Annotated in this window: 10 protein-coding genes; 5 read left to right on the forward strand and 5 right to left on the reverse strand. The window is 30.7% G+C overall.

What is annotated here, in order from left to right:
- Positions 1-94: 94 nt before the first annotated feature.
- The 4 genes from Q0J35_RS03300 to Q0J35_RS03315 form a co-directional block, all read right to left on the reverse strand.
- Complete coding sequence (locus Q0J35_RS03300; protein WP_297193117.1) at positions 95-3,013, reverse strand: DUF4422 domain-containing protein; 2,919 nt, start codon at positions 3,011-3,013, stop codon at positions 95-97.
- Between the two features lie 54 nt (positions 3,014-3,067).
- Complete coding sequence (locus Q0J35_RS03305) at positions 3,068-4,378, reverse strand: glycosyltransferase (RefSeq protein ID WP_297193118.1); 1,311 nt, start codon at positions 4,376-4,378, stop codon at positions 3,068-3,070.
- Positions 4,368-5,912, reverse strand: a complete 1,545-nt coding sequence (locus Q0J35_RS03310) for a glycosyltransferase family 8 protein (RefSeq protein ID WP_297193119.1) — start codon at positions 5,910-5,912, stop codon at positions 4,368-4,370. The genes Q0J35_RS03305 and Q0J35_RS03310 overlap by 11 nt, the downstream gene beginning before the upstream one ends.
- Before the next feature lie 67 nt (positions 5,913-5,979).
- Positions 5,980-6,561, reverse strand: coding sequence for a hypothetical protein (locus Q0J35_RS03315; RefSeq protein WP_297193120.1), 582 nt, complete (start codon positions 6,559-6,561; stop codon positions 5,980-5,982).
- 340 nt (positions 6,562-6,901) lie between these two features.
- On the opposite strand from Q0J35_RS03315, the gene Q0J35_RS03320 reads away from it, so the two are divergent.
- From Q0J35_RS03320 to Q0J35_RS03340, 5 genes are read left to right on the forward strand one after another with little or no spacing between them, the layout of a single operon-like run.
- On the forward strand, positions 6,902-7,858 hold the full coding sequence (locus Q0J35_RS03320; protein WP_297193121.1) for a UDP-glucuronic acid decarboxylase family protein: 957 nt from the start codon (positions 6,902-6,904) through the stop codon (positions 7,856-7,858).
- A gap of 3 nt (positions 7,859-7,861) precedes the next feature.
- Positions 7,862-9,154, forward strand: coding sequence for a UDP-glucose/GDP-mannose dehydrogenase family protein (locus Q0J35_RS03325; protein WP_297193122.1), 1,293 nt, complete (start codon positions 7,862-7,864; stop codon positions 9,152-9,154).
- Entirely contained in the window at positions 9,151-10,125 is a 975-nt protein-coding gene (gene galE / locus Q0J35_RS03330; protein WP_297193123.1) for a UDP-glucose 4-epimerase GalE, read from the forward strand. The genes Q0J35_RS03325 and galE overlap by 4 nt, the downstream gene beginning before the upstream one ends.
- On the forward strand, positions 10,125-11,234 hold the full coding sequence (glf, locus tag Q0J35_RS03335; protein WP_297193124.1) for a UDP-galactopyranose mutase: 1,110 nt from the start codon (positions 10,125-10,127) through the stop codon (positions 11,232-11,234). Before galE ends, glf begins: the two co-directional genes overlap by 1 nt.
- A gap of 11 nt (positions 11,235-11,245) precedes the next feature.
- On the forward strand, positions 11,246-12,535 hold the full coding sequence (locus Q0J35_RS03340; protein WP_297193125.1) for an FAD-dependent oxidoreductase: 1,290 nt from the start codon (positions 11,246-11,248) through the stop codon (positions 12,533-12,535).
- A 41-nt stretch (positions 12,536-12,576) separates the two neighbouring features.
- Here the strand turns inward: Q0J35_RS03340 and Q0J35_RS03345 are convergent, their stop codons facing one another.
- Positions 12,577-13,476, reverse strand: coding sequence for an NAD-dependent epimerase/dehydratase family protein (locus Q0J35_RS03345; protein ID WP_297193126.1), 900 nt, complete (start codon positions 13,474-13,476; stop codon positions 12,577-12,579).
- Positions 13,477-13,556 lie beyond the last annotated feature (80 nt).

Raw genomic sequence — 13,556 nt, forward strand, 5'->3', positions numbered from 1 at the left:
TAGAATGTTCTAATGCTTGTTTTGTTTCTATTTTAACTCTCTATTAGTCCTGCGTAAGTTCGCTTTATAATATCTTTATATATTTAGAAAGTTTTTATATATACCGTCCTTTCTCCCTCTTCCACTCTTTATACACCTTACTTACTCTAAATAAAAAAGTAAAAGGATGTTTTACAAGTAAATTTCCTAGTCTATAAGTGAGGTGTTTTTTAATTTTTAAGGCTTCATTATAATCCTTGTAGGTGTATAGCGGTGGAGTCTTATGTCTTAGTAATTTTAAAATATATTCGCGTGTTTTAAATGATACAAGTTCTTTTAAAAGCTTAAAAGGACATGCAAATAAAGACTTTACATTGTTGCTTTTAAGCAGAATTGTACCAAGCCTATATGAAAGCTGATCTTTCATACGATATGTAGCACCTAGTGCTGGAGCGTACATATTTGCATTATATCTGATAATCTTTAGATGTAAACTATGTGCTGAATCTACACCAATATAAACATCTTTTAGATAAAACTCATCTCTTTTCCCCATATTTACTAAAAAGAAATTTATATAAGAGGCTATGATTTGATTATCAAAAGAGACTTTAAAATCAGCAAAACTATCTAGTAAATCCTCTGCAAAATCTAACTCGTGTTTGTATATCAAGGAAAAAATTTCTTTATACAATTCTTCAAAATCATTGTTATTTTCTACAAATTCTTTATCCTCATTTATGTAAGATTTTGAAAAATGAGGTGCGCTCATTAAAAATTCACTAAATGTGTAATTAATTATCTTCACATAGCCATTCTCATAAGCATTAAAGTTGATTTTTTTCTTAATCTCATCATCTCCACCAACATTGTAATACAAGGGAAAAAAATTTTTATCCTTAAACATAGATTTTAGCAATTTTAAAGATGAGAAAGTAGAAGCATTACCATCAAAGATAGCTATGTTTTGAGCTTTAAAATCAAACTGTGATAGATAGTGTTTGTAAAGCTCTTTATTTTTGTTTGATATTTCTTTGATAAGATCTTTTTCATTAAGCAAGATATTGTATTTTTCTTCAGCATCAGAAATATTTTTATACAAGTCATTAAATTTTTCATTTTGCTCACAAAGAAAATGAAACAAAGAATGTATTTTTTGTTGCCTATCATTGATTTTTAACTTGCTTAAATCAGGATTTATGAGTAAGTTAAAGGCTCTACTTGCTACTATATATGAGCTGTTTATATCTTTGATATTTCTTTTTTTAAGTATAAGCTCAAAGACTTCTTTTATCATATATCCGTCTCTAGCTATGAAAAATATATCTTTTAAGCCATTTTTTATAATATTTTCAAAAACAAAATTTGATATAGCAAATATAAATGCTCCTCCTATAAAATACCCTAAGTATTTGTAGTAATCTATATCTTCATCAAAAACAGTTTTTTTTACCAACAAAGCTAGTATTATAGAACTTGTAAGATTCGTATTTGCCTCATAAAAATCCTTTAAAAGCTTGTATTCTTCAAAAAACAAAGATGATGGCATTGGCACACATAAAGCTTTTATGCCGTATTTGCTAGGCGTTTTATAATCAGATAATTCATTATCTCCTATGTGTAAAATTTTATCTCTATCTACATCTATTTTGTCAAATACATATTCAAAAAGACTGCCAGAACGTTTGTTAAGATTGTAAGTTGAGGAAACATAAAGCTTGTCATAGCCTTTTATATCGCATTTTTCAAGCAAAGAACTTATAAATTGTTCATCATAATACATATCTGATATTAAAAATACTTTTTTATTTAAAGAAAGTGCATACTCAAAAAGCTCTTTCATAAATTTGTTTGCGTATATGTTTTTATACTCTAGCTCTCTTTCTTTATCTTTTAAAAAATGAAATTTTTTGGGTAAAAAATTGTATATATCATCAAAACTTGCCTGAGTTTTATTTAGCTCTTTCATAGCCTTTCTCTCAGCTATGCTTCTAGCATAAGCAAAATTTTTTGCATTGAAATTTTGCTCTAAGTGTTCAAAAAGATCGCTTGGTTTTAAATATGTTCTAAGCAACAAGGTATCAAATATATCAAATGATACTATATCAGCTTGCTTAATCTCATCTTTTATCTTAGCCCTAAGCAAGTCTTTTTTTAAAGTTAGGCTATCTGTTTTTATTATATGACTTAAGCACACTTCTTTGCTTTTTTTACCATGCTCTATTTGTTTTTTTATAAAGGTGCTTGTGATGTATTCGCTAATCCAAGATAGCTCTCTTTTTGAGCTAGAATTAGTATTACTTAGTTTTTGTTTAAATCTATCATACAGCTTAAACATAGTGTAAAATAAAAATTCACAATACTCAAAAAATAAGTCTTTTTTCATTATGAACATATTGCAAGGAAAAAAACTACCCTGATTGCTTAAATTTAAGGCTAAATGCCTATATTTTTGTAATTTTTCATCATTTTTCATAAGTTCTATAAGAGCATAAAACTTCGTTCCACTACAAAAAGAAAATAAAAATTCAGGCACAGTTTCGTATTTTCTCTTGCTGTGTTCTTTTATCTTTAGAGCCTTTGGGCTTATGATATCGTATAAGGATATATCTATTTTATTTATATCTATAAGTTGCTTTAAGTATTCATCTATTTTCTCATACTTATAATAATAGATAGAATTTTCAAATCTATCCGCAATGCCCTCATCAAACACAAACTGCCTTCTATAATGCATAAAACCTATATAATCAGGATTGCCTAATTTATCATAATTTTTCCAAGCCCAATAAATTCCTGTTAATTCACAAAAATATCTATTAAGATGAGAGATGTTATCTCCTGTATCATCTCCTATCATATTTTCACATAGCCATTCATAATCTTGCTTAGATAATTCTCCATCTTTAGAAGCTTGTGTAGCCAAGACTCTACCTAAGTGTATAGGAGTAAGAATTTCATCTTTAAGTAAGACTGCAGGTTTATGATAACCTACTAGAATTTTTATGGAAGGGTTTTTATTTTTTAAATTCATTATTTTAAGATCCTTAAATATAAAATTTGAAAATAATTTTAAATCTTGTAAAACTCATTTGCTTTTTTCCTTTTTCCACTCTTTATAAATTTTTTTAAATCTAAATAAAAAGCTAAAAGGGTGTTTTACAAGAGTGTTTCCTAATCTATAAGTAAGATAGTTTTTAATCTTTAAGGCGTCTTGATAATCAGAATAAGCATTTAAAGGCAAATTCTGCAAATTTGGATTTGTATCCATTAAGAGTTTATTTAAAAGCTTAGATAAAAAATGCTTAAAATACACATACAAAAGCGTAAAAGGCAAAAATATAATCTTTATTTTATTTTTATAGGCAGACAGTAATCTCTCTCCTAGTTTGTAAGAAAGATGAGATCTTACAATCCTTGCCGCACCGCTATGAGAACTTTTGTATTCATTGTTATTTATTTTGCCATTGTATATGCTATTTAAAAGCAATAAATTTTGATACCTTTTTTCACCAAAGAAATACGCCTTGCTTTTGCAAGATATAAACATATCTTTTGAGTTTTTAAAGTCTTTTTCTAAGCCTAGCATATCGCTAAAAGATTTAGCCTCACTTCCGCCAAGTTCTATCCAAGTTTTATGATTTTCATACCACTCATCATAAGCACAGTAAAAAAGCCAAGGCTTAAATCCTAAGAAATGAATTATCTTAGCTCTATGCTTATCTTCAAACGGAAAACAGTGATAAACATCTTTAGGAAACTCATCTACTTCTATATCAAAATCTTGAAGCATTAGATGCAAAATACCTTGTTCTGCGTATTTTATTGAAGAGGAGTATTCATTTGTTTTCTCATAAAGATACTGCCTTAATAAGTGCGGATTTTTAAGTTTATCAGTAAATATTACTAAGCCTGAAGCATAGGCTTTTGCACACATATCATAAGCTTGTATTTTAGCATTAAAAAACTCACTTATACTATGATTTTTAGGATATGGATTTAGATCGACTGACATCGCAACACCTGTGTTTCCATACTCAAGCAAGTTTTTTATATCATCAAGTATTAAAAAATCGGAGTCAAACCACACAACCTTTTCATAAATGCTTAGATACTTAAGCATTTCATATCTTGCATAAGGCATATTTTGATAATACGAAAGCCTTATTCTATCTGCTTGATTTCTTATCTCAAAGTCATAAAGCTCAAATTTTATGTTAGAAAATATTGTTTTTAGTATAAGCTTGTCGTTATCGCTGATTTTATCATCTGTGTATATTATTATATCATCAAAGATATTTGGCGAGTATTTTTTTAGTCCTATTAGAACATTTGCCACAGCAAAGATATAATCATAAGTGGCTGCCATCACAAGCAATGCTTTTTTCTTAGTATTCATCAAAAATTCCTTTTAAGCCCACTGGATTTATAGATAATACCTCTACATCTGGATAGTAAAATTGCACGAAATTCTTAAATTTTTTGTAATTATTTATGATTCTTTGCGGATTTAAATCACTCTTATCATCTTTAGCATAAAAATAAGGCTCATTTGAGCAGTCGCAACCAACTAAAAAAATTCTCTTTGCTCCAGCATACAAGATGAACTGCAGGGCTGCAAATACTACATTTTCAAAGCAACCAATCCTTTCCTTGCTTAAATCAAAGGCAAATTTTGAGGGTATGCCCGTTAAAGAGGTGTCTTGGTAATATATCTTTGCCCTAGACTTCAAAGCATATTCAAGCGGTATTTTGAACTCTTTTACCGCCTCACATATACCAAAAAATTTTTCACACTCATAAGAAAATATCTCTTCTTCAAAATTCTTAAAGGCTCTAAAATCTTGCACGAATAAATAGTCAAGTTTTATGCTATGCAAAAGACTTTTATTTACACCTACATATATAGCATTATCTATTTTTGTGTGTATCTTAGCACTAGGACCAGAAGCTAAAAGCACAAAATCCTTACCACTATGCTTGTTTTTATAAGGTAAAAAGCTATCACTGTGAGTACTTATGATTCTATCATTATCTAAAATCTTGTAATAAATTTCATCTGCAAATCTTTCATAAAATTTCAAATTATTTATAAAGCGGTCTGCATAAACTAAATCCTTGCTTGTATGCCAAGGCTTTATGGGACCCGTAAAATGCCATATAACAGGCTTATTTAGGGAGGCAAAATAGTCATTTGTATTCATTGGATTAAAAAAACCATACCTAGTATGGTGTAGGTTATATTTGTAGCTTAACTTTTTAATCTTATCATAAAAGCAATCATTAAACATATCCTGATCGCTTACCTTGTATTTGTCAAAATTTTCTTTTACCTTAGTTTTTATCCTATCCATATAAGTGGAATTTTTTATTTGCTTTATATTAAACAGTATCACACCAGAATTAAAATAAATATACTCATCTGGGTAGCCAAATGGAATTTTAAGCCTTTGATTAGCATCTTCTACAGCTGCAAAGCAAAAGTCCTCTAAAGTGCTTTCATAAAGAGGGCTTATATCTTCTAAAACTACTATATCAGAATCTAAAAATAAAATCCTATCTAGCTTAGGCAAAATCAAAGGTAGGGAAAATTTGTAAAAGGTTTCTATTTTAACGTGTTCTTGCAGCTTTATATCCTTAAAAATTTGCACAAAGCTCTCATCTGGTTTTATAAAAAACACCTCGCATTGTTTAAATCTTTTTAACTTTAAAAACCTATCCTTATTTTCTTGCGATATGCTAGTTGAAAGTATATAAAAATGACAAATTTTATCACTTGATAAGTTTTTTAATATAGAACAAATAACAGCTCCTGTGTATCTTGCATATTTATTATCGCAAGCAAATGCTATATTTATTATCTTTTTTTTCTTATTTGCATCTAAATGCTCGGCATTTTTATCATTAATATGTATATGTTTATTTGGAATCATTTATTCTCCATATATAAAAAAATTTAGATTAAAAACACATAGCTTTTAATCTAAATTAACAATTCTTTTACAAATCTTCTACACTAACTATAGAATCTTCATTCATAAAGCTATTTATGATTGTGTATTTATAACCTATGCTTTGTTCTTTATCACTAAGCTTTGCTTTTGCTATAATGTGATAATTTATGCCTGTTGATATAGAGTGTGCTACATAAAGTTCTGGAGTATATTTAACTCCTACTAAGTTAGAAAAAGCCTTATTAAAGGAATGAACTATACGATTAGCCTCTATGCAGTCTAATTTACTTATAAAAGCTTCAGAGCTTTTAGTGCAGAAAATTCCTCCTTTTAATTTATTTTCTTTTACTACATCTTTCATCTTACTTATAGAACATTCTCCTTGTAGATTCTCATAACAAATCACCAAAGAATAAGCACTTTTTGGATTTAATGCAACTGTTTTTCTTCTGCAAATGAAAGCATAATTCTTTCCCGATACTAGCTGACTTCCAAGACAAAGCATTAGTTCTAAATCAGAACCAAGAAAAGATTTAGTAGCCTTAGAAAATACAGATTTTGCATGCTCATCTATATTTGTAGGATCTTCATTATATACCCAAGCTCCAATGTGCATAGTGCTTAACATAGTCTATCTCCTTAATATTATTTATTTTTAAAACCTAAACTCAAGGCTAAAACATTAAGCTAAGTCTTAAAGACAAATAAAATCAATAAATATAAATGCTAATAAAGAAGCAAAATAAACAATATCCACTTCTTGTTATTTTGTATTGAAAATGGCTGTTTTCAAACTTTTTTAAAAGGGATTAAGGTTGTGTTATGGGAAAATGTGTGTATTTTAAATTGAAAATTTAATAAATTATCTATAAAACGAAGTTGGTATATACCTAATAGGATTTATAATTCATAAAGTTAATTTTCTGTAGAATTGTATTTTTTGAATAAACAAAAAAGGTTTTTTAACTATGAAAAATATTTTGGTAACCGGGGGCACTGGTTTTCTTGGGTCTAATCTTTGTAAAAGGCTTATAGAACAAGGACAAAGAGTTATCTGTGTTGATAACAACTACACAGGCAAGATGAAAAACATAGAAAATCTCTTAAAAAACGAAAATTTCAGCTTCATAGAACACGATATTTGTGAGCCACTAAAAATAGAAGAAAAAATAGATCAAATTTATAATTTTGCCTGCCCTGCCTCTCCACCTGCTTATCAAGGCAAACACGCTATAAAAACAACAAAAACAAGCGTTTATGGCGCTATTAATATGCTAGAACTTGCCAAAGAAAAAAAAGCCACCATCTTACAAGCTTCCACATCTGAAATTTATGGCGATCCTTTAGAACACCCTCAAAACGAAGGCTATAGAGGAAATGTAAATCCCATAGGAATTCGTGCTTGTTATGATGAGGGAAAAAGATGTGCTGAAAGCTTATTTTTTGACTATCACAGGAATGAAAATGTGGATATAAAGGTTATAAGAATTTTTAACACCTACGGGGAAAATATGGACCCAAATGATGGTAGAGTTGTAAGCAATTTCATATGTCAAGCCTTAAGCGGAAAAGATATTACCATATATGGCGATGGCTCACAGACTCGTTCATTTTGCTATGTAGATGATCTAATAGATATAATAATAATGGTAATGAATTCTGATAAAGACTTTACAGGTCCTATAAATACGGGCAATCCCGGTGAATTTAGCATAAAAGAACTAGCTCAAAAAGTTATAGAAAAAACGGGGTCAAAATCAAAAATAATCTACAAAGATTTACCGCTTGATGATCCTACTCAAAGACGACCTGATATAAGTTTGGCAAAGTCAAAATTTGGTTGGGAGCCAAAAATAAATCTTGATGAGGGTTTAGATAAGAGTATAGAGTATTTTAAAAAAGTTATTAAAGAATTCAAAGGGTAGATGATGAATATAGCTATAATAGGCACAGGTTATGTAGGACTTCCAACAGGTGTTGGTTTAGCAGAGCTGGGGCATAATGTTATTTGCATAGATAGGGAAGAAAGAAAGATAAAAGCCTTGCAAGATGGCAAGATAACGCTTTATGAAGAGGGCTTAGAAGAGCTTTTCCATAAAAATGTGAAAGAAAAAAGGCTGTCTTTTAGCACCTCTATGAAAGAAGGTGTTGAAAATGCTGACATAGTTATGATAGCTGTTGGAACGCCTCCTCACCCCGTTACTAAAGAAGCGGATATGAAGTATATACACGCAGCTGCTACTGAATTAGCTCCTTATCTTAAAACATACACCGTAATAGCTACAAAATCAACCGTTCCAGTTGGCACGGGAGATGATATAGAAAGTCTTATATCAAAGAAAAATCCACAAGCTGAATTTGACGTTGTATCCTTGCCGGAATTTTTAAGGGAAGGTTTTGCTGTGTATGATTTTTTCAATCCAGACCGCATAATAGTAGGCACAAATAACGACCGTGCTAGGGTTGTTATAGAAAAAATGTATGAAAAGTTCAAAAATAAAATCGTTTTTGTTAGCAGACGTTCGTCAGAAACTATAAAATACGCCTCAAATTCTTTTTTAGCTATAAAGGTTCATTTTATAAATGAAATGGCTGATTTCTGCGAAAAATCCGGTGCAGATATACTTGAAGTAGCAAAAGGAATGGGGCTTGATACTAGGATAGGAAATAGATTCTTAAATCCAGGTCCTGGTTATGGTGGCTCTTGCTTTCCTAAAGACACCTTAGCTATGTCTTATATGGCTAGGCAAAATGAAGTAAATTTAAGCCTTGTTAATGCTGCTATAAAAGGAAACGATGATAGAAAAGAAAAAATAGCTCTAAGAATTTTAGAAAAAATAAAAGATGATAAAAATGCTAAAATAGCTATATTAGGACTTGCCTTTAAAGACGGCACTGATGACTGCAGGGAAAGTCCAGCCATTGAAATAATATTAAAATTATTAGAAAAAAATCTAAATATAACAGCTTACGATCCAAAAGCTATGGATATAGCAAAGGAAATTTTAAAAGATAAGATATCTTATGCAAAAAATATGTATGAATGCGTAGAAAATGCGGATATTTTAGTGATTTTAACAGAATGGCAAAGTTTTAAAGAGCTTGATTTAAAACAAGCTAAAAAGCTTATGAAAGGCAAAAATATACTTGATTTTAGAAACTTGCTAGATAAAAATAAGGCTATAGAAGCGGGCTTTGTATATAGCGGGGTCGGTAGATGAAAAATATATTAGTTTTTGGTGGAGCTGGATATATAGGCTCGCACACATTAAAACACTTGTTAAATGAGGGTTATAGCTGTGTAGTAGCCGATAATCTCATATACGGTCACAAAGAAGCCGTAGATAAAAGAGCTAAATTTATACATTCTGATTTGCTTGATTTAACTTCTTTAAGAAATATATTTAAAAAGGAAAAAATAGATGCAGTAGTGCATTTTGCTGCCTTTGCTTATGTTGGAGAAAGTGTGATAGATCCTGCAAAATATTATCAAAACAATCTAATAGGAACTTGCAATCTGCTAAACACTATGCTTGATTTTGGTGTAAAAGACATAGTTTTTTCAAGCACTTGTGCTACTTATGGTGAGCCTGAATACACTCCAATAGATGAAAACCACCCCCAAAGACCTATAAATGCTTATGGCAGGTCAAAGCTTATGATAGAGCACATTTTTAAAGACTATGAAAGGGCTTATGGCTTAAGGCATATCTCACTTCGCTATTTTAACGCCGCAGGAGCTAGTATTGATGGCAGCATAGGCGAAAGTCATGAGCCAGAAACACATCTTATTCCTCTAGTTTTAAAGGCTATTAAAGGAGAAATTGAAGCTATAAATGTTTTTGGCACAGATTATGATACCAAAGATGGAACTTGTGAAAGGGATTATATACACGTGGAGGATCTAGCCTTAGCTCACCGTTTAGCTCTTGAAAATTTGCATAAATATAGCGGTTGCATAAACCTTGGCACAGGCATAAGCACAAGTGTTAAAGAGCTAATTGATGCTGCAAAAGAACTTTCTGGCAAGGACTGCGCGATAAATTATGCTCCAAGAAGAGAGGGCGATCCTGCAAAGCTTTTTGCAGATAACAAAAAGGCAAAACAAATTCTAGGCTGGGAGCCAAAATTTAAAGACATAAAAGATATACTTAAAAGTGCTTGGTATTGGGAAAATAACAGGAAATTTTGATGAAAAAAGTAAAAAATTTAATTGTTGGTGCGGGTTTAAGTGGAGCTATCATAGCTAGACGTTTAGCTGAAGAAAAAAATGAAGAGAGCTTAGTGATAGATAAAAGAGAACATTTAGGTGGAAATGTATATGATTATAAAGAGGATAATATTACTGTGCATAAATACGGACCTCATATCTTTCACACCAGCATAGAAGAAGTTTGGAGCTTTTTAAGTAGATTTACAAAATGGCATTTGTATATGCATAGGGTAAGAGCTGTTATAGATGGAAAAGAGGTAAATATACCTTTTAACCTAGACAGCTTACACAAGGTTTTTCCGAAATTTTTAGCTACAAAGCTTGAAGAAAAACTGCTTACTAATTTTGCTTTCAATACAAAAGTGCCAATTTTAGAGCTTAAAAATAGCAAAGATAAGGATTTGGAATTTTTATCCACTTATATTTATGAAAAGGTTTTTTTGGGCTACACTGTTAAGCAGTGGGGAGTAAAACCTGAGGAGCTTGATTTTTCAGTATCTGCTAGAGTTCCTGTTTATATAAGTCGCGATGATAGGTATTTTCAAGATAAATACCAAGGCATACCAAAAGATGGCTACACAAAGATGCTGCAAAATATACTGAAGCACCCTTTGATAAAAGTAGAGCTAAATACCGATTTTAAAGATATCAAAGAAAGTATAGACTATGAAAATCTTTATTATACCGGAGCTATTGATGAGTTTTTTGAATATAAATTTGGAAAACTTCCTTACAGAAGCCTAGATATTGTATTTGAAAGCCTTGATACTGATGATTTTATACAGTCGGTTTCACAGATGAATTATCCTGAAAACTATGATTTTACAAGAAGGGTGGAGTATAAGCACTTTTTAAATGAAAGCTCAAACAAAAGCATACTATCTTATGAATTTTCTTGCGATTTTAAGGAGGGTAAAAACGAAAGATATTATCCTGTGCCAAAGGAAGAAAATGAAGCTCTTTATCAAAGCTATTTAAAAGAGGCAAAAGAGCTTAAAAATGTGCATTTTTTAGGTAGGCTTGGAGATTATAAGTATTATGATATGGATAAAACCGTGCATAGAGCTTTGAATTTTAACTTAGATTAAGAAAGGTGATAATGAAAAAATATATCGTTGTGGGTGGGGGCATTGCTGGAATTTCAGCGGCTTATCATCTTAAGAAAAAGGGCATAAAAGCGACTATTTTTGAGAAAGAAAATGAAGTAGGAGGACTTTGCAACTCCTTTAAGCTGGGCGATTTTACCTTTGATTATGCTCCGCACTTATCTTTTGCTAAAGATGAGTATGTAAAAGAACTTTTTGCTTCTTCTTGTGAAATTGTAGCTCATAAACCGCCTAGAATGTCAAATTACTATCACGGCACCTGGGTTAAACACCCAGCACAAAACAATCTTTATCCCTTAAATACAGATGAAAAAGTAAAAATTATAGCTGATTTTGTGAAAAATCCTTATAGACAAAAGGAGATTAAAACTTATGAGGACTGGCTTAAGGCTTCTTATGGAGAGTATTTTACAGAACATTTTTCCAAACCTTACACTAGAAAATACTGGGTTTTAGAAGCTAGTGAAATGAATGCAAATTGGGTAAGTGCTAGATTTTACACACCAAATATTACAGAAGTTTTAAAAGGAGCTTTTGAAAAAGAAACACCAAATACCTACTATGCTGATGAGATGAGAGTGCCAAAAGAAGGTGGATACAAAAGTTTTTTAAATTCTATGCTCAAAGAAGTAGATGATATAAGGCTAAATAAAGAGCTTGTTAAGATAGATACAAAAGCAAAAATAATTTATTTTAAAGACGGTGAAAAGCAAGATTATGATGTTTTAATCTCTACCTTGCCCCTGCCTGAATACGCACAGCTTTTAAAAGATATACCTACTAAGGTAAAAGAAGCTTGTTTAAAGCTTAAAAATACAAGCATGGCTTTAATCTCACTTTGCTTTAACAAGCCACAAGTTATAAAAGATATTTGGTTTTATATTTATGATGAGGATATTTTAGCTGCAAGATGTCATTCTCCAAGTCAAAAATCGCCCTTTAATGCTCCTAAAAACTGCTCTTCTTTGCAGTTTGAAGTATGCTTTTCAAAGGACAAGCCATTAAGTTTAAGCAAAGATGGGCTTTTAAGACATATAATTGAAAAGGGCGAAGAAATGAAACTTTTCAAAGAAAGTGAGATTTTGCACAAGGATATTAGAATAAAGCCTTATGCAAATGTGAGCTTTTATCTAGGTATGGAAGATGATAGAGAGCTAATAAGAAAATTTTTAGACGAATCAAAAATTTACACCGCTGGTCGCTTTGGAAAATGGGACTATTTATGGAGCGATCAAAGCTTACTAAGCGGTAAAGATGTGGTAGAAAAGGAGCTTGGGTTTTAAAGGAGCTTAAATTTTCATAACAAGATTAGTAAAGATCTTTACTAATCTTGTATATCTTTTACAAGCATTCTAAAACCTTCCTCTAAACTTATCTTTTGTTCCCAGTTAGGTAAGGCTTCTCCTCCTTCCCAAGGTAAGTTTATCTCAAGTTCTCTTTTTGCTCTTGCTCCCCATTTTATATTTAACTTTTTACCTAAAATTCTTTCATAAAGTTCTACTACTTCTTTAAGACTTTTTCTTTCTTTTCCTTTTAAAGAAAAGATTTTATCTTTACAAAAATTTGGCTTTTCTTGTATGAGTTTTATTAAAATATCAAAGGCATTGATTACATCTAAAATATGAGAGTAATCAACTATTTGAGAGCCATCACTCATTTTTAGTTCTTCGTTTGTTTTTGAAATTTTATTTAGATAAGAAAAGAGGTATTTTGTGTCATAATTTCCATAATTGTTGAAAAGAAGCAAGGAGGTGAATATAGTCTTTGAGCTAAGTGAGTAGTAATACATTATGTCTTCAAATGCTTTTTTAGTGGCTGCGTAAAGATTTGCTGGGCGGTAAGTTAAGGAATCACAATAGCTTCCAAAAGTAGCGGAATTTATAAAAAATTTAAGCTCTTTTGTTTTTGTAAATTCTAAAAGATAAGTTCCAAATTCAAGGTTAGTTTCAATCAAACCTTTAATTTGGTCAAAATTATGAGCAAAAAGCCACCTAGTAGCCAAATGCACCACCCCATCAATCTTTTCATTTTCAAATACTCTTTGTATAGATTCTATACTTTCATCATATCTATAAATTTTACAAAACTTTTCTATTTTACTTGTATCACTACTTTGTCTAACTAAGGCTATGATTTCATACTTTTTGTGTAAATTTAAAACAAAATTTGTGCCCACAAAACCTGTGGCACCTGTGAGTAGAATTTTTAACTTTGGATCTTGCATTAGGCAACCTCCAAAGTTTTGTTAAGTGAATTTTGTAGGGAAAGTAAATTATTTTCTAAAAATGTTAAAGCCCCCCCCCC

The sequence above is a fragment of the uncultured Campylobacter sp. genome (assembly GCF_944323605.1).
GTDB lineage: Bacteria > Campylobacterota > Campylobacteria > Campylobacterales > Campylobacteraceae > Campylobacter_D.